This window comes from Streptomyces sp. NPDC020898, from assembly GCF_044333925.1.
Taxonomy (GTDB): domain Bacteria; phylum Actinomycetota; class Actinomycetes; order Streptomycetales; family Streptomycetaceae; genus Streptomyces.
The window spans coordinates 722,960-747,316 of the sequence record NZ_JBIRRV010000001.1; the positions used below are offsets into that span (position 1 = coordinate 722,960).

The window sequence follows — 24,357 nt, forward strand, 5'->3', positions numbered from 1 at the left end:
ACTCATCGTGCCCTCTCCACCTCGCGGACGAGACCTGCGTCGAGGTCCGCCTCCGCATAGAAACTGATCTTCCGGTCGAGTACCGCGAGCGTGTCCTGGAGCTCGGTGATCCGTTCCAGAACGGCTCTGCGGGTCGATTCGAGCAGCTCGAACCGCTCGCCGTACGTGTGGTCTCCCTCGCGCACCAGTTCGGCGTACCGCACCATGTCCGCGACCGGCATACCGGTCAGCCGGAGCTTGCCCACGAGGTCGAGCCAGTCGAGGTCGCGGTTGCTGTAGCGGCGCTGGCCGGTGTGCGAGCGGTCGATGTGCGGCATCAGCCCGATGCGCTCGTACCAGCGCAGGGTGTGCGCGGTCAGCCCGGTGAAGACGACGACCTCGCTGATCGTGTAGCGGTCCTGCCCGTCCGGGCGCCGTTCGGGCTGCCGTGGGCCCGCACAGCTGTCGGCCGTCACGGGGCTTGCGGGGGCTGTGGTGTTCGTGGTGGCGTCTGTGGTCTCCAGCACCGTCATGCCCCCACGCTAAAACCTTGGAGTGCACTCCAAGCAAGCGGATACCGCGATATTGCGGAGACTTGGCCGGTCCGAGCTTATTACCGTACGGATCATGACTCTCGTACGCCGTGCCACAGCCGAGGATGCCGGAGAACTGCTGCGGCTGCGCCAGGTGATGATCGACTCGATGGCGGGGGCGAACACCGACGCCGGGTGGCAGTCCGCGTCCCTGGCCACCGTGAGCGGAAGGCTCGCGGATCCGGCCGGTGGCTTCGCCGCTTTCGTCGTCGACCGTTCCGAGCGGCCGGGATCACTCGCCGCACTCGCCGCGGGGACTGTCGAGTACCGGATCGGGCGGGCCGGCAATCCGCACGGACGGGTCGGGTACGTCTTCAGTGTCGCCACCGATCCGGACGCGCGCCGGCGCGGGTACGCGCGGGCTTGCATGAACGCGTTGGTGGAGTGGTTCCGTGAGCAGGACGTCGGCCAGATCGACCTCACCGCGTCCGCCGAGGCGGAGCCGCTGTACGCGTCGATGGGCTTCGTGCGTCAGCCCGACCCCTTCATGCGACTGCGGTTCTGAGGCCCCTGAGCTCGTCAGTAAGCTCGACGGCATGTCGTCGAAGTCGTCGCATTCGTTGAAGAGCCTCGCGCTGATCGAGAGCTGGCCCGTGCCCACCGCCGCCGCGGCCGTCGTACGGGCGGACGGTGCCGTTCTCGGCAGTCACGGCCCCCTCGGCCACCGGTTCCCGCTCGCCTCGGTCACCAAGCCGCTCGCCTCGTACGCCGCCCTCGTCGCGTACGAGGAGGGCGCCATCGAACTCGACGAGCCGGCCGGGCCGCCCGGGTCCACCGTCCGCCATCTCCTGGCGCACACCTCCGGGCTCGCCTTCGACGAGCACCGGGTGACGGCTCCGCCCGGGGAGCGGCGGCTGTACTCCAACGCCGGGTTCGAGGTGTTGGGGGATCACGTGGCGAAGGCGACGGAGATTCCGTTCGCGGAGTATCTGCGGCAGGCGGTGCTGGAGCCGTTGGGGATGACGTCGACGGGGCTGGAGGGGTCCCCGGCCAAGGACGGTGTCTCGACTGTCGGGGATCTGGTGCGGTTCGCGGCGGAGGTGCAGGCGCCCCGGCTGCTCGATCCGCGGACGGTCGCGGACGCGATGACGGTCCAGTACCCGGGGACGAAGGGTGTTCTTCCGGGGTACGGGCACCAGAACCCCAATGACTGGGGGCTCGGGTTCGAGATCCGGGGCGTGAAGTCGCCGCACTGGACGGGGAGTTCGTCGTCTCCGCGTACGTTCGGCCATTTCGGGCAGTCCGGTACGTTTCTGTGGATCGACCCGGTGGTGGGGGTGGCGTGTGTGGCGCTCACCGATCGGGCCTTCGGGGCGTGGGCGGTCGAGGTGTGGCCGGGGTTCACGGAGGCGGTGCTGGCGGAGGTGCTGGGCTGAGGCCGGGTCGCTTTCTCGCCCCCGCCGCCCTTACCCGTCCCATCCCTGGGGGCTGCCGCCCCCAGACCCCCGCTACGGCCCTGAACGGGCCTTGTCCTCAAACGCCGGACAGGCTGGAAATGCGGGCCTGCGCTGGAGAGGGTTGTCGGTACCTCTTGCCCGACCGAGTCGGGTGGTGGGTGGGCATAGGTGTGCCGAGACGTCGTCAGCCTGTCATCTCCCAGAGCAGCAACTCCGCCGCTGTCACCCCGATCGCCTCCATGCCCTCCGCCGCCGTGATGCGTGCCGCGTCCCCGGGGGCCAACTTCTGTGCTCCCAGGCGGACTTCACCCCGTACGACATGGATGTAGACGTACGCCGCGTCCGGGACGGCCGTGCGTTCGCCCGGTAGGAGACGGCGTACGTGGAGCATGGCGGCGGCCTCCGGGACCGCGTACGGGGTGGAGTCCGCGATGCCGTGGACCGTCTCGTAGGTCGGGGTGCCGCCGGGGTGCAGGGGGGCCAGCCACATCTGGACGAAGGTCAAGGGGACCGACCCCTCGTTGCGTTCCACGTGGCGTACGCCCGCCGCCGCGCTCAGGCGCTGGACGTCCCCCGGGACCACGACCGTCTCGTGGCCCGTGGAGTCGCGGTGGGTGAGTACCCCCTCCGTCACCCACGTCACGATCTCGGTGTGGCTGTGGGCGTGTTCGTCGAAGCCGGCGCCGGGGGCGAGGCGCTCCTCGTTGCAGGCGATCACCGCGCCGAAGCGGAGGTTGTCCGGGTCGTAGTGGGGGCCGAAGGAGAAGGCGTGCCACGATTCGATACCGGCCGCCGGGTCTCCCCCCGGGTAACGCTCGTCCGCGCGCCGTACGTCCATCACGCACCCCACCGTAGACCCGACCGTGGGCCCGACGCCGCACTCTCCCGTCCCGATAAGGCAGTCTTGGTTCCGTGCCCGAACCCGAATCCCACCACCCCGAGCCCACCGCACGTCCCGCTCACCCGCACGTCGCGACCTTGAGGCGGCTGGAGAAGTCGTCCGGGAGTCTTGCCGCGCAGGCCATCACGCGCATGGACGAGACACTGTCGTGGTACCGGGCCATGCCACCGGAGAACCGTTCCTGGATCGGGCTGGTCGCCCAGGCCGGTATCGCCGCCTTCACCGAGTGGTTCCGGCATCCCGACGCGCCCCAAGCCATCTCCACCGACGTGTTCGGGACCGCTCCGCGTGAGCTGACCAGGGCGATCACTCTGCGTCAGACCGTCGAGATGGTCCGTACGACCATCGAGGTCATGGAGTCCGCCATCGATGAGGTGGCCGCTCCGGGTGACGAGTCCGTGTTGCGTGAGGCGCTGCTCGTGTACGCCCGGGAGATCGCCTTCGCCACCGCACAGGTGTACGCCCAGGCCGCCGAGGCCCGGGGTGCCTGGGACGCCCGGCTGGAGTCCCTGGTCGTCAACGCCGTGCTCAGTGGAGAAGCCGACGAAGGGGCCGTTTCGCGGGCCGCCGCGCTCGGCTGGAACTCGCCCGACCATGTGTGCGTGGTGCTGGGTACCGCGCCCGACGGTGACAGTGAACTGACCGTCGAGGCGATCCGGCGGGCCGCCCGGCACGCCAAGCTCCAGGTGCTGACCGGGGTGCTCGGGGACCGGCTGGTCGTCATCTCGGGCGGCAGCGACAATCCGTTGGCCGTCGCCAAGTCGCTGATCGGCCCTTATGCCGCCGGGCCCGTGGTCGCGGGACCCGTCGTGCCCGACCTGCTCGCCGCCACCCGGTCCGCGCAGGCCGCCGCCGCCGGGCTCAAGGCCTGTTCCGCCTGGCAGGACGCACCGCGTCCGGTGCTGGCCGACGATCTCCTCCCGGAACGCGCGATCGCCGGTGACCCCGGCGCGCGCGATCAGTTGGTGGAGGAGATCTACAGACCACTGGAAGAAGCCGGGTCCGCTCTTCTCGAAACGCTCGCCGTCTATCTCGAACAGGCGAGCAGTCTGGAAGGCGCGGCACGAATGCTCTTCGTTCACCCCAACACCGTGCGCTACCGGCTCCGACGTGTGACTGACGTCACCGGATGGTCGCCTTCAGATGTACGATCCGCATTCACTCTGCGTATCGCGCTGATCCTGGGGCGCCTGGTCGATGGAGATCTTCAACCTTAGGCTTTTGTCGGGGGCCTACAAAACCCCCTGCTGTTCTTCGTCCCTGTCCCCACGGGCGGCCGCGCCCGTCTCCAAGAGAGAGTGTGAGAGTGCTCGTACTCGTCGCTCCCGGCCAAGGCGCCCAGTCGCCCGGCTTCCTGACTCCCTGGCTCGAACTGCCCGGCGCCGCCGAGCGCGTCGCCGCGTGGTCCGACGCCATCGGGCTCGACCTTGTCCACTACGGCACACAGGCCGACGCGGACGCGATTCGTGACACGGCGGTGGCCCAGCCGCTGCTCGTCGCGGCCGGGCTACTGTCGGCCGCCGCACTGGGTGACGTGACTCCCGACGCCGTCGCCGGTCACAGCGTCGGTGAGATCACCGCCGCCGCCTTCGCGGGCGTACTCGACGACACGGCCGCCCTGACCCTCGTGCGCAAGCGCGGTCTGGCCATGGCCGAGGCCGCCGCCGTCACGAAGACCGGAATGGCGGCCCTCCTCGGTGGTGACCCCGAGGTGACCGTGGAGCATCTGAAGAAGCTGGGGCTGACGCCGGCGAACGTGAACGGCGCCGGGCAGATCGTCGCCGCGGGGACGGTCGAGCAGATCGACGCCCTGGTGGAGGACAAGCCCGAAGGGGTGCGCAAGGTCGTCAAGCTGCAGGTGGCCGGTGCTTTTCATACGCACCACATGGCTCCGGCGGTCGACGCCCTCGCCTCCGCCGCCGCGTCGCTGACACCGAACGACCCGACGATCACGTACGTCTCCAACAAGGACGGGCAGACGGTCGCGGACGGGTCGGAGGTGCTCGCCCGGCTGGTCGGGCAGGTCGCCAACCCGGTGCGCTGGGACCTGTGCATGGAGACGTTCCAGAAGCTGGGCGCGACCGCGTTCATCGAGGTGTGCCCGGGCGGCACCCTCACCGGTCTCGCCAAGCGTGCGCTGCCCGGCGTGAAGACCCTGGCCCTCAAGACCCCCGCCGATCTCGACTCCGCTCGTGAGCTCATCGCCGAGACCCTGAACTCTGCCGCTGACGCGGCGGGCGCCTGAAAGGAGCCCCGAGCAATGTCGAAGATCAGGCCCAGTAAGGGCGCCCCGTACGCGCGCATCCTGGGCGTGGGCGGATACCGGCCGGTCCGGGTCGTGCCCAACGACGTGATCCTGGAGACGATCGACTCGTCCGACGAATGGATCCGTTCCCGCTCGGGCATCGAGTCCCGGCACTGGGCCTCCGACGAGGAGACCGTCGCCGCGATGTCCCTGGAGGCGTCCGGCAAGGCGATCGCCAACGCGGGAATCACCGCCGCGCAGATCGGCGGCGTGGTCGTCGCCACCGTCTCGCACTTCAAGCAGACCCCGGCCGTGGCCACGGAGATCGCCGACAAGCTCGGCACCGACAAGGCCGCCGCGTTCGACATCTCGGCCGGCTGCGCGGGCTTCGGCTACGGCCTGACGCTCGCCAAGGGCATGATCGTCGACGGCTCCGCGGAGTACGTCCTCGTCATCGGCGTCGAGCGGCTGTCCGACCTGACCGACCTGGAGGACCGGGCGACCGCCTTCCTGTTCGGTGACGGCGCGGGCGCGGTCGTCGTGGGTCCCTCCGACGAACCGCACATCGGTCCGACCGTGTGGGGCTCCGAGGGCGACAAGTCGGACACGATCAAGCAGACCGTGCCGTGGAACGAGTACGACAGTTCCGGCAAGTTTCCTGCGATCACGCAGGAGGGCCAGGCGGTGTTCCGCTGGGCCGTGTTCGAGATGGCGAAGGTCGCCAAGGAGGCGCTGGACGCTTCCGGACTCTCGCCGGACGACCTGGACGTCTTCATTCCCCACCAGGCCAACGAGCGGATCATCGACTCGATGGTGAAGACACTGAAACTGCCGGAGCACGTCACGGTCGCGCGCGACGTGCGCACCACCGGCAACACGTCGGCCGCCTCGATCCCGCTCGCGATGGAGCGGCTTCTGGCGACCGGCGAGGCGAAGAGCGGCGACACCGCGCTCGTCATCGGCTTCGGGGCGGGTCTCGTGTACGCCGCGACGGTCGTTACCCTCCCCTAGGCACCTCGTACCGGATCTTCGGAACCGGTACGGGAACACCGCCAAACCTCTCTCGATTGATACACAAGAAGGAGCGCCTGCCATGGCCGCCACTCAGGAAGAGATCGTCGCCGGTCTCGCCGACATCGTGAACGAGATCGCCGGCATCCCGGTTGAGGACGTCCAGCTGGACAAGTCCTTCACCGACGACCTGGACGTCGACTCGCTGTCGATGGTCGAGGTCGTCGTCGCCGCCGAAGAGCGCTTCGACGTCAAGATCCCCGACGAGGACGTCAAGAACCTCAAGACGGTCGGCGACGCGACCGCGTACATCCTCAAGAACCAGGACTGATCGCGAGGGCTGATCCGGTCTTACGGATCTCTGATCAGCCCGTCAGCCCCGCCACCCGGCGGTGGCGCCGTTCTCCCCGCCTGTGCGGGGGTTGTCCTCCCGTATCCGTTGGAGAAGGAATTCCCGTGAGCCCGACCAATCGCACCGTGGTCGTCACCGGTATCGGCGCAACCACACCGCTGGGTGGTGACGCGGCCTCTACCTGGGAGGGTCTGGTCGCCGGCAAGTCCGGTGTCCGTGCCCTGGAGCAGGAGTGGGCCGCCGAGCAGGCCGTCCGCATCGCCGCGCAGATCGCCGTCGAACCGTCCGAGATCATCCCCCGCCCCCAGGCCCGCCGTCTCGACCGGTCGGCGCAGTTCGCGCTGATCGCCGCCAAGGAGGCGTGGGCCGACGCGGGCTTCACCGACCGGGCGGGCGAGGGTGACGGCCCGGCCGTCGACCCCGACCGGCTCGGTACGGTCATCGCGTCGGGCATCGGCGGAGTCACGACGCTGCTCGACCAGTACGACGTGATGAAGGAGAAGGGCGTACGCCGCGTCTCCCCGCACACCGTCCCGATGCTGATGCCGAACAGCCCCTCCGCCAACGTGGGCCTGCTCGTCGGCGCCCGCGCCGGTGTGCACACCCCGGTCTCCGCCTGCGCGTCGGGCGCCGAGGCCATCGGCTACGCCATCGAGATGATCCGCACCGGCCGCGCCGACGTCGTCGTCGCCGGTGGCACGGAGGCGGCCATCCATCCGCTGCCCATCGCCGCGTTCGGCAACATGATGGCGATGTCCAAGAACAACGAGAACCCGCAGGGCGCCTCGCGTCCGTACGACACGGGCCGCGACGGCTTCGTGCTGGGCGAGGGCTCCGGTGTGATCGTGCTGGAGTCCGCCGAGCACGCCGCCGCGCGCGGTGCCCGGGTCTACGCGGAGGCGGTCGGCCAGGGCATCTCGGCCGACGGCCACGACATCGTGCAGCCGGAGCCGGAGGGGCGCGGTATCGCGGCGGCCCTGCGGAACCTGCTGGCCAGCACCGACCTGGACGCGACCGAGATCGTGCACGTGAACGCGCACGCCACCTCGACGCCGGCGGGTGACGTGGCCGAACTGAAGGCGCTGCGCAATGTGTTCGGCGACGATGTCGACCACATGGCGGTCTCCGCGACCAAGTCCATGACCGGGCATCTGCTCGGTGGGGCGGGCGGGGTCGAGTCGGTGGCTACGGTGCTGGCGCTGTATCACCGGGTTGCTCCGCCGACGATCAACGTCGAGGAGCTTGATCCGGAGGTCGACGCGGACATCGTGCGTGGCGAAGCTCGTAAGTTGCCGGTGGATGGTCGTATCGCCGCGCTCAACGACTCGTTCGGGTTCGGTGGGCACAACGTGGTGCTGGCGTTCCGGTCTGTCTGAGTTTTGCCGTGAACGGTGTGTGGCCCGGACTCCTTGATTGTGGAGTTCGGGCCACTCGTCGTTTTGGTTTGGGTTCATTGCCGGGTGACGGTCGGTGGGGGCTTGTCGCGCAGTTCCCCGCGCCCCTATCGGGGCGCCCCGGCACAGGGAGTTATCAGACCACCTGGTGGAGCCATCTCACGGGGGCGCCTTCGCCCGCGTACCTGAAGGGTTCCAGCTCGTCGTCCCAGGGTTTGCCCAGGAGTTTGGACAGTTCGGCTTCCAGGTCCGTCTCGCCTTGTTGGGAGCGGGTGAGGGCGGCGCGGAGGCGGTCCTCGGGGATGAGGATGTCGCCGTGGATGCCGGTGACGGCGTGGTAGATGCCGAGGTCGGGGGTGCAGCTGTAGCGCTCGCCCTCGGCGGTGGCGCAGGGTTCCGCCGTCACCTCGAAGCGCAGCAACTGCCAGCCGCGCAGCGCCGACGCGAGCTTGGAGGCGGTGCCGACCTGGCCCTTCCAGGAGAACTCGGAGCGCCAGGTGCCCGGTGCGGCGGGCTGGCGGATCCAGTCGAGGCTGACGCGTGTGCCGAGCACTCCCGCGACGGCCCACTCGACGTGCGGGCACAGCGCGCGCGGCGCGGAGTGCACGTACAGGACTCCACGTGTCGTCACTGGGACCTCCGGACAGAGCGGGACATCTTGCGAACTGGCTGAGCAGCGGTGGCAGGCAGCCGCGTTGATGGCGAGGCTACCGTGCGGCGGCACGAGGAGTGCGACGTACCGTCGGTCCCGATGCCATGAAATGCCTGCCATTCACCCAGGGGGACGCTTGTGCGGGTGTGCGGCGTTGCACTGTCCGGGGCATTGGTTGTTTTCGGTTCCGGAACCTTCGTGCGCGGTTCGGGAACCCGCGTGCGTTGTTATGGGCGAGAGCCATTGCACGCCGACCGGAAGGACCCAGGGGATGCGCACACGAAGTCACCGATCGCGGGCCGCCGTCGCCGTCGTGTCGGCGGCCCTGCTGGGCGTCGCAGGCTGCGACGCCGCCGGTGGCGCCTCCCCCTCGCCGGGCGGCACGCAGGCGAAGGCGAAGCCGTCCGCGCCCCCGCCGCCCGCCTGGGACAGCAGCCCGGCGTCCATGGCCGCCGTGGGTGACTCCATCACGCGCGGCTTCGACGCGTGCTCGGTGCTGTCCGACTGCCCGGAGGTGTCCTGGGCGACCGGCACCGAAACGGACGTGAACAGTCTGGCCGTACGGTTGCTGGGGGCGTCCGGGGCCGCCGCGCGGAGCTGGAACTACGCGGCCACCGGGGCCCGGATGGCCGATCTGCCCGCCCAGATGGCGAAGGCGGCGGTCCGCAGGCCGGCGCTGGTGACGGTGATGGCGGGTGCCAACGACGCGTGCCGGTCGTCGGTGGCGGCGATGACGTCGGTGGCCGACTTCCGGGCGTCGTTCGAGGAGTCGCTGAAGACCCTGCGCAGGGCGGTGCCCCGGAGTCAGGTGTACGTGACGAGCGTGCCGGATCTGAAGCGGCTCTGGTCGCAGGGGAAGGGCAACGCGTTGGGGCAGCAGGTGTGGAAGCTGGGGATCTGCCCGTCGATGCTGGCCGACGCGGACGCGGTCGACGCGGTGGCGACGGCGCGGCGGGACGAGGTGCGGGGGCGGGTGGAGGCGTACAACTCGGTGCTGAAGGAGGTGTGTGCCACGGACCGGCTGTGCCGGTTCGACGGGGGTGCGGTCTTCGACTACGCCTTCGGGGCCGCCCAGTTGAGCCCCTGGGACTTCTTCCATCCGAGCCGCGACGGGCAGGCGCGGCTCGCCGAGATCGCGTACCGCGGGGTCACGGGCAAGAAGGCGGTGACCTAGGGTTTTGCCCATGGCTCACGCGAACGCCCCCATGAACGCCCGTCCGGACGAACCCTTCGGCGCACTTCCCGACGGCACCCCCGTCCGGCGCTGGACGCTGGAGCGGGCCGGGGTGCGGGTGCGGGTGCTGACGTACGGCGGGATCGTGCAGTCGGTGGAGGTCCCGGACCGGGAGGGGCGGCTCGTGGACGTGGTGCTGGGGTTCGGGGACGTCGCCGGTTATCTGGCGCACCCTGAGCCGTACTTCGGCGCGCTGGTGGGCCGGTACGCGAACCGCATCGCGGGCGGCGCCTTCGCGCTGGACGGCCGGCGTTACGAACTCGCGCGCAACGACGCACCCAACTCCCTGCACGGCGGCACGTACGGCTTCGACAAGCGGGTGTGGGACGCGGCGCCGGTGGAGCACGGGGTACGGCTGTCCCGGGTGAGTCCGGACGGTGAGGAGGGGTTCCCGGGGCGTCTGGAGATCTCGGCCACCTACACGCTGCGCGCGGACGGGGCGCTGCGGATCGCGTACGAGGCGGTCACCGACGCGCCGACGGTGGTGAACCTGACGAACCACACGTACTGGAATCTGGCCGGGCCGGCCTCCGGCAGTGCGGCCGGGCACGCCCTGCGGATCGACGCCTCGCGGTACACACCGGCGGACGCCCACCTGATCCCGACCGGCGTCGACACGGTGGCGGGCTCCCGCCTCGATTTCCGTACGGAGCGGAAGGTGGGCGCCGAGTACAACCACAACTTCGTGCTCGACAAGGGGCGGACGGAGGCGGCCGTGGAGGTCGCCGAGTTGTACGACCCGGCTTCGGGGCGGGTGCTGACCGTGGCGACGACCGAGCCCGGGCTTCAGCTCTACACCGCCGACCACCTGGGCGAGCCGTTCGGGCCCGGGCACGGCATCGCCCTGGAGACCCAGCACTTCCCCGACTCGCCGAACCAGCCCGAGTTCCCGAGCACGGAGCTGCGGCCGGGTGACACGTTCCGCTCGGAGACGGTGTTCGGGTTCGGCGTACGGGGCTGACGGCGGCGGGCGCTTCTGGCCCGGGCCGCCGGCGGGCCCCGGTCCGGGGGTCAGGTCCTGGACCGGGGCCGGCTGGTGGGGGCGTACTGCCCTTGGCTAGACCGTAATCGGCGCGGTGAGCCGGCGGTCGGCGATCGAGCGGCCTGCCTGGATTTCGTACGAACCCTTCACAAAGGCCCACGCGCCCGTGGACTCGTCCCAGATCTCGAAGGCGCGGCGCGGGAGTTCGAGGACCACCTCCACCGTTTCGCCCGGCCCCGCTTCGACTCCGGCGAAGGCGGCCAGCCAGCGGGCCGGGCGGTCGGGGGCAGGGGCTGTCTGGGGCGTGGGTGCGAGGTAGACCTGTACGACCTCGCGGCCGCGGCGCGCGCCCGCGTTGGTGACGCGGACGGTGACCGTCGTCCCGTCCGCCTCCGTGCCCTCCGCCTCGACGGTCTCGTACGTCCAGTCGGTGTAGCCGAGGCCGTGGCCGAAGGCGTACGAGGGGATCCGGCCCTCCTTCTCCCAGGCGCGGTAGCCGATGAACACGCCCTCGGTGTAGGGGAGTTCGCCGTCGGTGGGGGTGATCTGGGTGACCGGGGCGTCGGTGAGCGCACCCCAGGTGGTGGGGAGCCGGCCGCCTGGTTCCCGGGCGCCCGTGAGCACGTCCGCGAGCGCCGCGCCGCCCTCCTGGCCGGGGAACCAGCTCAGCAGCACGGCGGCGACCTCCTCGCGCCAGGGCAGTTCGACCGGGGAGCCGGAGTTGACGACCACGACGGTGTTCGGGTTGGCGGCGGCGACGGCGCGTACCAAGTCGTCCTGGCGGCCAGGGAGTTGGAGGTCGGTGCGGTCGAAGCCCTCGGACTCGACCCGTTCCGTGGTGGCGACCACGACCACGGCGGTGTCGGCGGCGCGGGCGGCTTCGGCGGCCTCGGCGATCAGTTCGTCGGGGTCGCGCCGCGGTTCCTGGTGGCACAGGCTGAAGCCGACGGCCTTCATCGCCGCGCCGTCGGGGAAGGTGACGACGTAGGTGAGCGACACCTCGACCGGTGTGTCCGCGGTGAGTCGGACCTCGGCGTGGGGTTCGGGGTCGCCGAAGAAGGAGATGAAAGGGTCGTCGCTGTCGGTGGTGTGGACGTCGTCGTAGTACGTGGTGCCGTCGACGGTGAGGGTGTAGGCGCCGAGGCCCTTGATGCCGAAGGTGTGCGTGCCGGTGTCGCGCGGGGTGAACGTGCCGGTGAGTTCGACGGTGTGGAGGCGGTCGTGAGTGACGCCGTCGGGGAGGTCCGAGCCCATCCAGTTGATCTGGCCGCTGGGCGCGGAGCCGGTGCCGATGACCGTGCCGGCGGTGTCGCGGCAGACGGCGCGCAGGGCGAACCCCTTGTCGGCGACGGCGAGTTCGGTGTTCGGGTCGGCGCCGACGGCGTACGTCAGGGCGCCCTCGGGGAGGGCGGCGGTGAGGCCGTCGAGCGGGGAGACGGTGCGGGCCGGGAAGACGGTGGCGGAGCCGCCGCCGAGGGCGCGGGCGTCGCGGGCGGCGGCGCCGATGAGGGCGACCTTGTGGCCGGTGCTGTGTCCGGTGGGCAGCGGGAGGGCGCCCTCGTTGCGGACCAGGACGAAGGAGCGGTGGGCGATCTCGCGGGCCAGGGCCTCGCCGTCGACCGGTGCGGGGAGGTCGGTGGCGGCGACCGCGGGTTCGGCGCCTTCCAGGATGCCGACGCGGGCGGCGAGGCGCAGGACGTTGCGCACGGCGCCGTCGAGGGTGGCCTCGTCGACGTCTCCGTCCCGGACCGCCTGGGCGAGGGGGGCGCCGTACACCGTCCTCGGGCCGGGCATCGCGACGTCGAGGCCGCCGTTGATGGCGCCGGTGGTGGAGCGGGCGGCCATCCAGTCGGAGACGTTGTAGCCGTCGAAGCCCCATTCGCCGCGCAGGACCTCGTTGACCAGGTAGCGGTGCTCGCTCATCGTCGTGCCGTTGACCGTGTTGTAGGCGGTCATGATGCCCCAGGGATGGGCGTTGGCGACGATGGCCTCGAAGGGGGCCAGGTAGAGCTCACGCAGGGCGCGTTCGGAGACCAGGTTGTCCACGGTGAAGCGGTCGGTCTCGGCGTCGTTGGCGACGAAGTGCTTGACGGTGGTGCCGACGCCGCTGGACTGGACGCCGTTGACATAGCCGGCGCCGATCCGCCCGGTGAGGTACGGGTCCTCGCTGTACGCCTCGAAGTGCCGGCCGCCCAGCGGGGAGCGGTGCAGGTTGACGGTGGGCGCGAGGAGGACGTGGACGCCCTTGCGGCGGGCTTCCTGGGCCAGCAACACCCCTGCCCGGCGCGCGAGTTCAGGGTCCCAGGTGGCGGCGAGCGCGGTCGGGGAGGGCAGCGCGACGGACGGGTCGTCGGCGGTCCAGCGGGTGCCCCGGACCCCGATCGGGCCGTCCGACATGACCAGGGACCTCAGCCCGATCTCGGGCAGCGCGGGCAGGGACCACATGTCCTGCCCGGACAGGAGCCGGGCCTTCGCGTCCAGGTCGAGCTTGCCGAGAGCGGCCTCGACGACCGCCTCCACCTCCGCCATCACGGTGCCTCCTCGTTGAAGTTCACAGACGCCTCTGCGTAACGTACGCCTCACACAGTGGCGTAGACCACTTCCGTCGCGCGATACTGCCGTCGTCGCAGCACCCCACTGCTGACAGCACCTCACTGCTGGCTCTCGACGGCTTCGGAAGGTCTGACTTCCTTGAGATATTCACGTGTACGGATCGGCATACTCGGACTCTCGCTCCTGACCGGACTCGCGCCCGCCACCGCATGGGCCGCCGACACCCCGGCCGCACCCACCGTCGAGGAGCAGCGGCTCGACAAGGCAGCGGCGCAGGAGATCCTCCGGCGTTCCGGATTCGACTCCGTGGCACCGGAGTTCGCCCGGACGCTCGGCAGCGCGCGCTCGTACGCGGAGGCCCGCAAGCTCGTCGTACGCCAGGGATCGGCGCTGTGGCGGCGGGCCGTCGACCGGGCGCAGGGGCGTGGGCCGGCCGGCGGTGATCTGAGCCGGGACGACGACCGGCCGCTGTACTGGGCGCGGCTCGGGATGACGCGTGAAGTGCGGCTGTGGGAGCCGTCGTTCGGGGTGAGCGACAAGCAACGGGCGGCGTTGCTCGGTGAGTTGGAGCGGAACTCGCGAGGGCAGACGTCGATCCGCTATCCGTGCGGCGGGGAGCTGAAGCGCGTTCTCGTCACCGGGTTCGATCCGTTCACGCTCGACCGTGACATACGGATCTCCAACCCGTCCGGGGCCACCGCGCTCGCCCTCGACGGCACGGTGATCGAGACGGCGGACGGGCCCGCCCGGGTCGAGACCGCGGTGTTCCCGGTGCGCTGGCAGGACTTCGCCGACGGGACGGTGGAGCGGACGCTGAAGCCGTATCTGCCGAAGGTCGACCTGTTCACGACGGTGAGTCAGGGGCGGGTCGGGCGGTTCGACGTGGAGCGGACCAACGGGGCCTGGCGGGGCGGTTTCGCGGACAACGAGAACATCGGCAGGACGGAGACCGTCCCGGTCACCGACCCGGCCTCGCAGCCGCAGTGGACGTCGACGACCTTGCCGTACAAGGCGATGGTGGCCGCTGCCACCGGGCGCTTCCCCGTGTACGACAACACGGCCGTGACCGAGATCCCGGCGGGCGGCACCGCTGCGGTCGTACGGCCGGACGGGCCCACCGCCGGGTCGACGGCGCGGGCCGGGGGCGGCGGGGACTACCTCTCCAACGAGATCGCCTACCGGGCGACCCTGTTGCGCGACCGCCTCGGTCTGGGCGCCACGCTCCCCGGCGGGCATGTGCACACGCCGGTGCTCCAGTTCGGGACGGGCAACACGAACCCGGCGACCGGGACGGTGACGGACCCCGAGTTCGTACGCAACCGGCTGGACATCATCGCGCAGGTGCGGTCGATCCTGGCCGTGGCCGTGGAGGCGTCCGACGGCTCCACGGGTCAGGAGGCCGAGGCCGACGTCTCCTGATCCTCGGTCTCCTCCGAGGACTCGTCGGTCTCCTCGTCGAGCAGGTCGCGGGCCATGAGGGTGGCGCCCGCGACCGCGCCCGGCATCAGGAAGACGGCCACGAACGGCACCACAAAGGCCAGGGCGAGCGGCGTCCCGAAGCCCCACACGAGCCGCTTGCGGGAGCGCAACAGGGCGAGCCGGTCCCGGAGTTCGACCCGGCGCCGCTGAAGGGCGACCCCGGTCAGTTCCTCGGTGAGGAAGAAGCCGGTGACGAGGAAGCCGATCACGGGGACGATGGTCTGCCCGGCGACCGGCACCAGGCCGAGGGCGAAGAGAAGCACGGCCCAGCACAGGGCGCGTACGACGATCCGGAGACTGTCGCGGGCCGCGATCCACAACTCCCTGTGCAGCGGCAGGCCCGACTCGGGGGCCGTGCCGTCGGGGGACACGTCCCGGTCGACCTTCTCGGAGAGGTTCTCGTAGAAGGGCTGGCCGATGAGGAGGGTCATCGCGGTGAAGGTGAGCACCGAGAGGAGCAGGGCCAGGGCGAAGAGGAGGGCGGTGAGGAAGCCGCGGAAAAGTCCGAGCCAGGGGCTCGACCAGTCGTCGGCGAAGGGGGTGGCCCAGGTGGTGAGGTCGGTGCCGTAGAGGGCGAGGGCGCCCAGGGCGGCGAAGTAGAGGACAAGGGTGAGGAGGCCGGGCAGCAGCCCGAATCCGTACTGCTTGCCGTGTCGGGCGACCCAGCGCTGGCCCTTCAGGAGGTAGCGGAAACCTGTTGCGAGATCGCTCATGGGAGAACTCTATCGGGGGCGAATGGTGGTGTTGTAGGCGGTGCGTGAGTGCGGGTGCAGCGGAAAGCTAGGCAGAACTGACCGCCACCACCACGGGAGCGTCCGCCCGTGGCGACACCGCCGCCGACACCCGTACCGCCGCCGCCCTCGCCACCTGTCCCGTGCGGGACGCCGTCGTCAGGAGCAGGGGCTGGATTTGCTCGAGGCCCGTCACCAGGAGCTCCTCCCCCGCCACCAGCACCGGCCGGGCCGTCCTCGCCGAGGCCGCCGCTGCCTCCGTGAGGTCGGCCAGGGGGGACAGGGCCGCGCTGATCACGCCCGCCCCGGCCGCCGCCGCGCGTTCCGCCAACGTCACCTGGAGGGGCATCAGCGGGGCCAGTGCTGACGTCAACGCGTCGGCGATGCGGTGGAGTTCGGGGGAGCCGTCGCGCAGGACCTGTGCCGCCGCGCGGATCACCGGGGTGAGGGCGAGGAGCACGCCGGCCGTGAGGCCCGCCGCCGCGGGCAGCAGCGGGGACAGCGCGTCGACGAACTCGCCGATCGCCGCCACCGCCTCCTCGACGGCCGGTTCCACCGCGTCCAGGATCGGCAGCAGGCTGTCGCCGAGGGCGGTCAGCAGGGCCTGCGCGGGCTCGCTCACGGGGTGTACGGCGAGCGGGGCGCCGCTGGTGCCGAGCCGGGTGAGGGTGTCGACGATGCGGTAGAAGGCCTCCTGGGCCTGCGGTGACGCGCTCGCCTCGGCCAGTTCCGTGGTGGTCCGGTGCAGGACGCGTAGCGCCTCCGCGCCCGAACCGTCTCTCGGGTCAAGGGTGTTGACGGCGATCCTGGTGATGTTCTGTGCGGTGTCCAGGAGTTGGCCGGTGATGTCGGTCGTACTGCGGGCCATGCGCAGTACGTCGTCCCTGCTGGGGAGCGAAGGAATCGTTGCCATCGGTCGGCTCTCCTCGCGTCGCATCGCCTCAAAGCGCTTTGTCTCGCGCCCTCAGGATGCCCCTTCCGGCCCCTCCCGTATGCGCCATCCGGGGCATCCGTGGCGCGGAGACCCTCTTGTTGGCGTTGAGTCGAGAAGGTACATCTCGCCGTACCGATCTCAGGAAGCATTTGGAGGAGGTACGCGTGCGCCCCACAAGCCCCGTTCCACCGAGACGTGTTCAGCGGCCCGTTCTGCGACCCGTTCTGCGCCCTGCTCTGCTCGCCGCCCTCGCCGTCACCACGGCGGGCTCGCTCCTGCTCACCCCCCACACCGCCACCGCCGACCACAAGCCCGTGACCCGCGAGGAGATGGACGGCGAACGGTCCGTGTTCGGCGAGCGCGCCGCGACGGCCTCCGTCGGCGCCGCCACCCGCGCCCTCACCGCCCCCGTCACCGACCTCACCGGCACCGCCCGCGGCTACCCCCGTGAGCAGACCCTGTCCCCCGACCCGGAGAACCCGGGCGACAAGTCCATCAAACTGGGCCTGATCCCGTACCACGCGATCGCCCCGAAGCTGAACGCCCTCCAGCAGTTGGGCGACCGGGTGAGCGTCGAGGTCGTCGGCCGTTCGGCGGGCGGGCACCGGCTCTACCTCGTCACGGTCACCGCACCGGAGAGCGCGGCCCAGACACACGCCCAGGAGAGCATGCGCGAGCTGATCGAGAACGCGCCCGCGGTCGCCGCCAACAGCCAGACGGTCAAACGGAGTTACAAGGCTCCCGTCTTCGTCAACAACAACATCCACGGCAACGAGTGGGAGGGCACCGACGCCTCCCTGAAGATCGTCGAGCGGCTCGCGACCGCCACCGACGCCCGGACCAGGGATCTCCTCGCGCACAGCCGCCTGTACTTCAACATCACCGCCAACCCGGACGGCCGTATCGCCGGCACCCGCGCCAACGCCAACGGGTTCGATCTGAACCGGGACTTCGTCACCTCCTCGCAGCCCGAGGGGCGGGTGATGCGGCAGATCGAGATCGACAAGCAGCCCGCCGTGATGCTCGACCTGCACGGATACGTCAACGGCACGCTCATCGAGCCCACCACTCCCCCGCACGGCGAGAACTACGAGTACGACCTCTTCCTGAAGAACACCTACGCCAACGCCCTCGGCATGGAAGCCGCCGTCAACGGCCTCGGCTACACCCCGGCGAAGGACGGCGTCGAGGCCGCCCAGATCCCGTTCCGTGACCAGGAGGAGGGCTGGGACGACTGGCCGCCGATCTTCACCCCGCAGTACGCGGCCTTCCACGGCACGGTCGCCGCGCACACGATCGAGATCCCGCTGACGGTCAACAACCGCGCCTACGACACCCTGCCTGTCGACGAGTTGCGCCGCCGCTCCGCGATCAACACCGCCGTGGCCGGTGCGACCATCAGCGCGACCCTCAACTACGTTCAGGATCACCGGACTTCTCTGGTCGCCGACCAGATCGAGGTCTTCCGGCGCGGGGCGGCGGGGGCCGCACAAGTGCCGGTGTCGGCCGAAACCGTTCCGGGCGTTCCGGGTATCGGGCCGGAGGACGTCTACACGACCACCTTCCCCCGGGCGTACGTCATCCCGGCGGGCACGTCAGGCGCATCGGGCACGTCGGCCCAGCGTTCCGCGCCCGCCGCCGCCCGGCTGGTCGACCATCTGCTCGCCAACGACATCAGGGTCACCCGCGCGACCCATACCTTCCGGCTCGGCGGACGGACGTACGCGAAGGGCTCGTACGTCGTCGACATGCGCCAGCCGAAACGCGGGCTCGCCAACGTGCTGCTCGCCGACGGCCGGGACATCAGCGACAAGGTGTCGGTGATGTACGACATCTCGGGCTGGAGCCTGGGCCGGTTGTGGGGCGCGAGTGTTCAACCGGTCGTCAGCGGAAGCCTGTTGGGCCTGCCCGTCCGAGCCGTGCAGGCGGCGGCGCGGGTCGGTTACGTCGCCCCGTACGGCAACCTGCGTCTGCGGCTCGACGACCCGCGTGAGATCGCGGCACTCAACTCCCTTCTGCGGGGCGGGGTTTCGGTACGCCGGGCAGCGGACGGAAGTGCGATCGTCCCGGCGTCGGCGCGCCCGAAGGCGGTCGCGGCGGCCCGTGCGTACGACGTGGCCTTCGACGCGACGAAGACGACCGGCACCGCTCCCGTGCACCGCACCCGGGTCGCGGCGGCCGTCACGCCCGGGGAGCTGTTCGCCCTGCGGGAGATGAACTTCGAGGTCATTCCGGTGTCCACGGGCATCCTCAACGCGGGCTTCGACTGGTCGACGGTCGACGTGCTGTTCGTGTCGCAGGGCCTGGCGTACGAGGGGCTCGGCACGGACGCCCGTACCGCCCTCGACGCGTTCCTCGCCTCCCGGGGGCTCGTCGGCCGAGGTGCCGCCGGGGCCGCGCTGAACTCCGCCGCCGGGTTGCTGGCGGCGAAGCCGGTGGAGGGCAACGGGGATGCCAACGGCGTTGTACGGGTGGTGAATTCGGGCTCCAGTCCGGTCACCGGCGGGGCGCCGGACCACGGGTTCGTCTACGCGCCCGTCTGGTTCACGGACCTGGGCCCGGACGTGCGCGTCGACCAGTCGTACGGGACCGGGAACCCTCTCGTCTCCGGCCACTGGCGGCCCTCGGCGGACGGTTCCGGGGGCCCGGACGCGGCGGCCGGACAGGCGTCGGTGGTCAGCGGGCCGCACGCGGTGCTGTTCGGCACCGAACCGTTGTTCCGGGATCACCCCAAGGGAGAGTTCGCGCAGGTGGCACGTGCTTTGCTGGCCGTGCCCGCAACACCGACGGTTCCGGCGGTTCCGGGAGCGGGCGGTACGTCTAGTGAGGAGAACGGATGACGCAGGAGACCATCGGGACCACAGGGATCACAGGGACCACAGGGCTCGTGCACGGCACGGTAGCCGAGGGCTTCGAGGCGGTACGTGAGGAGTTCGCCGCCTTCGTCGCCGGTGAACTGCCCGACTACGAGGGCCAGTTGTGCGCGTACGTGCACGGACGGCAGGTCGTCGACCTGTGGGCGGGCGGCCCGGACAGCGGGCCCGACACCCTCTACGGCGTGTACTCGTCCACGAAGGGTGCCGCGCATCTCGTGGTCGCCCTGCTGGTCCAGGAGGGCACGCTGGAGCTGGACCGCAAAGTCACCTACTACTGGCCGGAGTTCGCACCCGAGGGCAAGTCCGCGCTGACCCTGCGCGACCTGCTCGCGCACCGGGCGGGCCTGGTCGGCACCGACGCCGGCTTCACCCTGGAGGAGCTGGCCTGCGACCGGCTGATCGCCGAACGCCTCGCGGACCAGCGCCCGTTCTGGCGCCCCGGCACCGCCTTCGGCTACCACGCCCTGGTCATCGGCGCGTTGACCGGCGAGATCGTGCGGCGCGCCACGGGCCGTACGCTCCAGGAGGTCCACGAGGAGCGCGTACGGGCCCCGTACGGCCTCGACTTCTACCTGGGCCTGCCGGAGGCTCTGGAGCCGCGCTTCAGGACCGTACAGCCGATGCAACCCACGCCGGAGGAAAGGGAGTTGCTGGACTCGCTCCCGTCCGGACCGCACACGCTCGCGTCGATCGCCTTCAACCGCCACGGGGTCGAGCCCACCGACATCGAGTCGCTGCCCAACCATCGGGTGGTCCGCGCCAAGGGGCCCGCGTCGGTCGGCGGGGTGGCGTCGGCACGTGGGCTGGCCGGGCTGTACGCGGCGGCGATCAGTGAGGTGGGCGAGCACGCGCCGCTGCTGAAGCCGGACACGGTGGCGGAGTTCGGCCAGTTCCACTCGGCCGGCTACGACCTGGTGGCCCGGGCCCACAAGTCGTTCGGCCTGGGCTTCCAGAAGACGGCGGACGTGGCCTACCCGTTCCTGGGCGCCAACACGTTCGGGCACAGCGGCGCGGGCGGCTCCCAGGCCTTCGCCGACCCGCACAGCGGCCTCGCCTACGGCTACACCCGCCGCCGGTACGCCTTCCCGGGCGGAGCGGCGCCGGAGAACGAACGGCTGGTGCGGGCGGCGCACCGGGCGGCGCTCGCCGTCGACTGAGGCGGGCATCAGCCCCGAGCCCCGGCACGCACGAGGCCGCACCCCACGTCCAGGGGTGCGGCCTCGGTCGTACCGCCGAGAAGGCAGGAAGAGCCGGCGGCCAAGAAGGCCTGATGGCTCAGAACTTGACGATCATCTTGCCGGTGTTCTCGCCGCGCAGGACCCCGAGGAACGCCTCCAGGTTGTTCTCGATGCCCTCGACGACCGTCTCGCGGTACTTGAGTTCGCCGGAGCGGACCCAGGCGCCGACCTCTTCGACGAACTGCGGCTGGAGGTCGTAGTGGTCGTTGACGAGGAGGCCCTCGATGCGGCCGCGGGTGGCGATGAGGCGGGCGAGGTTCTTCGGGCCGGGGGCGGGCTCCGTGTTGTTGTAGACGGAGATCATGCCGCAGACGGCGATGCGTCCACCGAGGTTGAGGGCGCCGATGGCCGCCTCCAGGTGGTCGCCGCCCACGTTGTCGAAGTACACGTCGATGCCGTCGGGGGCGGCCTCGCGGAGCTGCGAACCGACCGGCCCGTCCTTGTAGTTGAAGGCGGCGTCGAAGCCGTACTCCTCCACCAGCAGCTTGACCTTCTCGTCGGACCCGGCGGAGCCGATGACCCGGGAGGCGCCCTTGAGCTTGGCGATCTGCCCGACCTGGCCGCCCACGGCGCCGGCCGCACCCGACACGAACACCACGTCGCCCTCCTTGAAGGAGGCGGTGCGCAGCAGCCCGGCGTAGGCGGTGAGGCCGGTCATGCCGAGAACACCGAGGTACGTGGACAGCGGCGCGGCCTCGGGGTCGACCTTGACGGCGTCCTTCGCGTTCACCGCCGCGTACTCGCGCCAGCCGAGGAAGTGCAGGACGTGGTCGCCGACGGCGATTCCCTCGGCGTTGGAGGCGACGACCTCGCCGACGGCCCCGCCCTGCATGACCTTGCCCAGCTCGAAGGGGGCGACATACGACTTGGCGTCGCTCATCCGGCCACGCATGTACGGGTCCACCGAGACGTACAGGTTCCGCACCAGCACCTGGCCCTCGCGGGGCTGCGGGACCTCGGCCTCGACCAGGGCGAAGTCCTCGGGCTTCGGCCAGCCGACCGGACGGCCGGCCAGGTGCCATTCGCGGCTGACGGCGGGGAGGGCGGGGGCGGAACTGTCGGACATGAGGGGGGACCTTCCGGTGCGGCTCAGATGTTTCAGTAGCTGAAACAATAATGCTCCTGAATATTTCAGGGTGTCAAGTAACGGGGTAACCTGGAAAGCATGGCCACACCAGAGAAGACCCGCCGCATGGACCCCCTCACCCGGGAGGTCGTCGACCTCATCGGCGCGGTCGTGGCCCGCTACCACCAGGAGTACGAGGAGGCGGCCACCCAGCACTCCCTCACCGGAGCCCAGGCCCGCCTGCTGAGCCTGCTCTCGCTGGAGCCCCTGCCGATGCGCCGGCTGGCCCGGAAGCTGCGGTGCGAGCCGTCCAACGTCACCGGGATCGTGGACCGGCTGGAGTCCCGGGGCCTGGTGGAGCGCCGCCCCGACCCCTCGGACCGCCGGGTGAAGCTGGCCGCGTGCACGGACGAGGGGCGCCGGGTCGCAGGGAGCCTGCGCGACTCCCTGGACTTCGCCCGGGAGCCGCTGGCCGGGCTGTCCGACGAGGAGCGGGTGTTGTTGCGGGGGTTGTTGGTGCGGATGGTGGAGGCGTAGGGGCGTAGGGCCGCCCCGGCGGGCTCATGAAAATCTCTCGATGGAACAGCGTCGGCGGCACTACGCTGCCGTGTCGTGCAGACGACGCGTCTCGACACCGCTCGGATCCGGGCGGCCCGCCGGGTGATCGACCCGATGTTTCTCGACACGCCGTTGTACCGCTGTGAGGCGCTGGAGCCCGGCCTCGGGTGCGCGGTGAGCATCAAGCTCGAAACGGCGAACCCGGTCCGCAGTTTCAAGGGCCGCGGCACCGAGGTCGTCGCGAGCCTGCTCGCGGAGCACGGTCCGCGCGCCGTCGTGTGCGCCAGCGCGGGCAATCTTGGTCAGGCCCTCGCCTGGTCCGGTCGCGGCCGGGGGCTCGACGTGACCGTCGTGGCATCCCGCCACGCGACGGTGGCCAAGCTCGATCGCATCCGCGCGCTGGGCGCCACGCTGGAACTGGTGAACGGCGACCACGAGATGGCTCGCGACCGGGCGGTGGCCATCGCGCGGTACGAGGGCATCCGGCTGGTCGAGGACAGCCTGGACATCGAGACCTGTGAGGGCGCGGCGACGATCGGCCTGGAACTGGTGGACACCGTGCCGGCGTTCGACGCCGTCCTGATCGCTCTCGGTGGCGGGGCGCTGGCCACCGGCGTGGGTCATGTGGTGAAGGCCCTGGCTCCCGGAGTCGAGGTGATCTGCGTCCAGCCGCTGGGCGCACCGGCGATGACACACTCCTGGCGCGGGCGGCGCGTCGTCACCACCGAGTCGACCGACACCATCGCCGACGGCGTCGCCGGCCGGCGTCCCCTCCGGGCCGTCCTGGACGACCTCCTCCTGGTCGCCGACGACGCCGTCCTGGTCCAGGAGGCGTCGATCGTCGCCGGGATGCGGATGCTCCTCGACCACGCCGGCCTCGTCGTCGAACCGTCGGCCGCGCTCGGCCTCGCGGCCGTCCTCGAAGACCGTGACCGCTTCGCCGGCCGGCACGTGGTCACCATCGTGTGCGGCAGCAATGTCGACGTGGACGCCTATCACCGCTGGGTCGGGGCGGGTTCGCTCCGCGGGTCGTGACGCCGGGCAGGCCGACTCGAGTACTTTCTGTCGCCCGCGGGAGCTGGAAATGCCGGTCGGCACCGAGAAGTTCGAGCGCACCTGACAAACGGGCCGAGACGGATGGGCGGGTGGGAAACACGGCCTGGGCGGTATCCGCGTCGCCTCTCGGGCGCCGGACGCGCTGGACGTACCTGAAACGCCGCCAGTTCCTAGCTGCACCACCAAAGAAACTGCTGGCACGTCTCCGAAGGCGACGGTTCCGGGGTCGGGTCCGCCGGCGTCGGGTCCGGGGACGGGGTTGTCGAGTCCGTCGGGGTGGTCGAGGGCTCGTCCGTCGTCGTCGGCGCCGGTCTCGTACCGATCGGGGCCGACTGCGGGTCCCTGCTCCTGGTCGCCTCGTCCGACGGGGACGGGGACCCCGAGCTCTCCGACGCCGACGGGGATACCGACGGGGACGGGGACGCGGAGTCCGACGGGTCGTCGTCCGTTGACGGTGACTCGTCGGAGAGTGGCTCCTCCGTGTCGCCGCCGGCCTCCGTCGTCGCCGCGCCGTCCGCTGTCTCGCCGCCGGCCACCGCGGGCGTCGGGTTCGATCCCGGCGCGTCTATGCCCAGTTCGGCGAGGCTCAGTCCGCCCGCCGCGAGCACGAACCCCGCGACGACGAGGAGCGCCCGCTTCCGTCGCCGCCGGTGCGCCGCGGCCTTGCGGTCACGTCGGCTGCCTGCCGCCTGTCCGGGGGCGGCCTCGTCCTCGTACTGGTCCTCGTCCTCGTACTCGTCGACGTCTGCGGCTGCGGTCTCGGCGACGGCGACCTCGCGTCCGCGCCCTCGTCCGCGGCCCGCCTTCCGGGCTGCCGCCCGCCCAGGACGCCGTACCTCGTCGGCACCGCCTGCGGGGGTGTCCGTACTCGCGGCCGCTTCCGCTTCCGGGCGCGCGTCGGTCTCCTCCGGGTAGGAGCGGAGGGGGGCGATCGATTCGCCGCACCCGGGGCAGGCAAGTGCCCCGTTGAGGTGCCGCTGGCATTGGTGGCAGTAGTCCATGACGCGGGAAGACTAAGTTCCGCACGGGGAACGTTCCTAGGGGTCTCCGTGAAGGTTCTGTGCGGAACCGGTCTTCCGAGTTTGCCCAGTTGAGGCCAAAGCCTGACTATTCTGTGCCTTTTTCC

The 24,357-nt window shown here is 70.8% G+C and carries 22 protein-coding genes; 14 read left to right on the forward strand and 8 right to left on the reverse strand.

Annotation, left to right across the window (positions count from 1 at the left end; genetic code table 11):
• Positions 1-2: 2 nt before the first annotated feature.
• Positions 3-512 carry a MerR family transcriptional regulator gene (locus ACH4TV_RS03205; RefSeq protein ID WP_398393671.1) on the reverse strand — a complete coding sequence of 170 codons (510 nt, stop codon included), beginning with the start codon at positions 510-512 and terminating at the stop codon, positions 3-5.
• A gap of 94 nt (positions 513-606) precedes the next feature.
• On the opposite strand from ACH4TV_RS03205, the gene ACH4TV_RS03210 reads away from it, so the two are divergent.
• Both ACH4TV_RS03210 and ACH4TV_RS03215 read left to right on the forward strand, forming a co-directional pair.
• Positions 607-1,077, forward strand: coding sequence for a GNAT family N-acetyltransferase (locus tag ACH4TV_RS03210; protein WP_398393673.1), 471 nt, complete (start codon positions 607-609; stop codon positions 1,075-1,077).
• A gap of 31 nt (positions 1,078-1,108) precedes the next feature.
• Positions 1,109-1,948: a serine hydrolase domain-containing protein gene (locus ACH4TV_RS03215; RefSeq protein ID WP_398393675.1), complete on the forward strand. Its 840-nt coding sequence runs from the start codon at positions 1,109-1,111 to the stop codon at positions 1,946-1,948.
• Between the two features lie 205 nt (positions 1,949-2,153).
• On the opposite strand, the gene ACH4TV_RS03220 is transcribed toward ACH4TV_RS03215, so the two are convergent.
• On the reverse strand, positions 2,154-2,807 hold the full coding sequence (locus tag ACH4TV_RS03220) for a pirin family protein (protein ID WP_398395329.1): 654 nt from the start codon (positions 2,805-2,807) through the stop codon (positions 2,154-2,156).
• A 74-nt stretch (positions 2,808-2,881) separates the two neighbouring features.
• Here ACH4TV_RS03220 and ACH4TV_RS03225 point away from each other — a divergent pair, with 74 nt between their 5' ends.
• The 5 genes from ACH4TV_RS03225 (at position 2,882) to ACH4TV_RS03245 (ending at position 7,854) form a co-directional block, all read left to right on the forward strand.
• Complete coding sequence (locus ACH4TV_RS03225) at positions 2,882-4,087, forward strand: PucR family transcriptional regulator (RefSeq protein WP_398393677.1); 1,206 nt, start codon at positions 2,882-2,884, stop codon at positions 4,085-4,087.
• A gap of 89 nt (positions 4,088-4,176) precedes the next feature.
• A complete protein-coding gene (locus ACH4TV_RS03230; protein WP_398393679.1) occupies positions 4,177-5,115 on the forward strand; it encodes an ACP S-malonyltransferase in 939 nt (312 codons plus the stop codon).
• Between the two features lie 15 nt (positions 5,116-5,130).
• Positions 5,131-6,126, forward strand: coding sequence for a ketoacyl-ACP synthase III (locus ACH4TV_RS03235; RefSeq protein WP_398393681.1), 996 nt, complete (start codon positions 5,131-5,133; stop codon positions 6,124-6,126).
• An 82-nt stretch (positions 6,127-6,208) separates the two neighbouring features.
• Positions 6,209-6,457: an acyl carrier protein gene (locus ACH4TV_RS03240; RefSeq protein WP_105971431.1), complete on the forward strand. Its 249-nt coding sequence runs from the start codon at positions 6,209-6,211 to the stop codon at positions 6,455-6,457.
• Between the two features lie 125 nt (positions 6,458-6,582).
• Positions 6,583-7,854 (forward strand): beta-ketoacyl-[acyl-carrier-protein] synthase family protein, encoded by a 1,272-nt coding sequence (locus ACH4TV_RS03245; protein ID WP_398393683.1) that lies wholly within the window; start codon positions 6,583-6,585, stop codon positions 7,852-7,854.
• A 154-nt stretch (positions 7,855-8,008) separates the two neighbouring features.
• Here ACH4TV_RS03245 and ACH4TV_RS03250 read toward each other — a convergent pair whose 3' ends face one another.
• Positions 8,009-8,503, reverse strand: a complete 495-nt coding sequence (locus tag ACH4TV_RS03250; RefSeq protein WP_398393685.1) for a DUF3145 domain-containing protein — start codon at positions 8,501-8,503, stop codon at positions 8,009-8,011.
• 292 nt (positions 8,504-8,795) lie between these two features.
• Here ACH4TV_RS03250 and ACH4TV_RS03255 point away from each other — a divergent pair, with 292 nt between their 5' ends.
• Together ACH4TV_RS03255 and ACH4TV_RS03260 are read left to right on the forward strand one after the other, a co-directional pair.
• Positions 8,796-9,698, forward strand: a complete 903-nt coding sequence (locus ACH4TV_RS03255; protein WP_398393687.1) for an SGNH/GDSL hydrolase family protein — start codon at positions 8,796-8,798, stop codon at positions 9,696-9,698.
• A gap of 10 nt (positions 9,699-9,708) precedes the next feature.
• Positions 9,709-10,719 (forward strand): aldose epimerase family protein, encoded by a 1,011-nt coding sequence (locus tag ACH4TV_RS03260; protein WP_398393689.1) that lies wholly within the window; start codon positions 9,709-9,711, stop codon positions 10,717-10,719.
• A 96-nt stretch (positions 10,720-10,815) separates the two neighbouring features.
• Here the strand turns inward: ACH4TV_RS03260 and ACH4TV_RS03265 are convergent, their stop codons facing one another.
• Positions 10,816-13,269, reverse strand: a complete 2,454-nt coding sequence (locus ACH4TV_RS03265; protein ID WP_398393691.1) for a glycoside hydrolase family 3 protein — start codon at positions 13,267-13,269, stop codon at positions 10,816-10,818.
• A 162-nt stretch (positions 13,270-13,431) separates the two neighbouring features.
• On the opposite strand from ACH4TV_RS03265, the gene ACH4TV_RS03270 reads away from it, so the two are divergent.
• Positions 13,432-14,712 (forward strand): pyroglutamyl peptidase, encoded by a 1,281-nt coding sequence (locus tag ACH4TV_RS03270; protein WP_398393692.1) that lies wholly within the window; start codon positions 13,432-13,434, stop codon positions 14,710-14,712.
• Here ACH4TV_RS03270 and ACH4TV_RS03275 read toward each other — a convergent pair.
• Together ACH4TV_RS03275 and ACH4TV_RS03280 are read right to left on the reverse strand one after the other, a co-directional pair.
• Positions 14,685-15,485: an EI24 domain-containing protein gene (locus ACH4TV_RS03275; RefSeq protein ID WP_398393694.1), complete on the reverse strand. Its 801-nt coding sequence runs from the start codon at positions 15,483-15,485 to the stop codon at positions 14,685-14,687. The two genes, ACH4TV_RS03270 and ACH4TV_RS03275, sit on opposite strands and share 28 nt — an antisense overlap.
• Positions 15,486-15,552: 67 nt before the next feature.
• Complete coding sequence (locus ACH4TV_RS03280) at positions 15,553-16,416, reverse strand: hypothetical protein (protein WP_398393696.1); 864 nt, start codon at positions 16,414-16,416, stop codon at positions 15,553-15,555.
• Positions 16,417-16,649: 233 nt separating this feature from the next.
• On the opposite strand from ACH4TV_RS03280, the gene ACH4TV_RS03285 reads away from it, so the two are divergent.
• Both ACH4TV_RS03285 and ACH4TV_RS03290 read left to right on the forward strand, forming a co-directional pair.
• The gene (locus tag ACH4TV_RS03285) at positions 16,650-19,277 is read left to right on the forward strand and encodes a M14 family zinc carboxypeptidase (protein ID WP_398395331.1); all 2,628 of its coding nucleotides are present in this window, start codon (positions 16,650-16,652) and stop codon (positions 19,275-19,277) included.
• A complete protein-coding gene (locus ACH4TV_RS03290) occupies positions 19,274-20,470 on the forward strand; it encodes a serine hydrolase domain-containing protein (protein ID WP_398393698.1) in 1,197 nt (398 codons plus the stop codon). The genes ACH4TV_RS03285 and ACH4TV_RS03290 overlap by 4 nt, the downstream gene beginning before the upstream one ends.
• Positions 20,471-20,588: 118 nt before the next feature.
• Here the strand turns inward: ACH4TV_RS03290 and ACH4TV_RS03295 are convergent, their stop codons facing one another.
• Positions 20,589-21,617 carry an NADP-dependent oxidoreductase gene (locus tag ACH4TV_RS03295; protein WP_398393700.1) on the reverse strand — a complete coding sequence of 343 codons (1,029 nt, stop codon included), beginning with the start codon at positions 21,615-21,617 and terminating at the stop codon, positions 20,589-20,591.
• A 99-nt stretch (positions 21,618-21,716) separates the two neighbouring features.
• Here ACH4TV_RS03295 and ACH4TV_RS03300 point away from each other — a divergent pair, with 99 nt between their 5' ends.
• Positions 21,717-22,154 (forward strand): MarR family winged helix-turn-helix transcriptional regulator, encoded by a 438-nt coding sequence (locus ACH4TV_RS03300; protein WP_398393702.1) that lies wholly within the window; start codon positions 21,717-21,719, stop codon positions 22,152-22,154.
• 135 nt (positions 22,155-22,289) lie between these two features.
• Complete coding sequence (locus tag ACH4TV_RS03305; RefSeq protein ID WP_398395333.1) at positions 22,290-23,210, forward strand: threonine/serine dehydratase; 921 nt, start codon at positions 22,290-22,292, stop codon at positions 23,208-23,210.
• Positions 23,211-23,401: 191 nt separating this feature from the next.
• Here the strand turns inward: ACH4TV_RS03305 and ACH4TV_RS03310 are convergent, their stop codons facing one another.
• Positions 23,402-24,232 carry a hypothetical protein gene (locus tag ACH4TV_RS03310; protein WP_398393704.1) on the reverse strand — a complete coding sequence of 277 codons (831 nt, stop codon included), beginning with the start codon at positions 24,230-24,232 and terminating at the stop codon, positions 23,402-23,404.
• Positions 24,233-24,357: the final 125 nt, after the last annotated feature.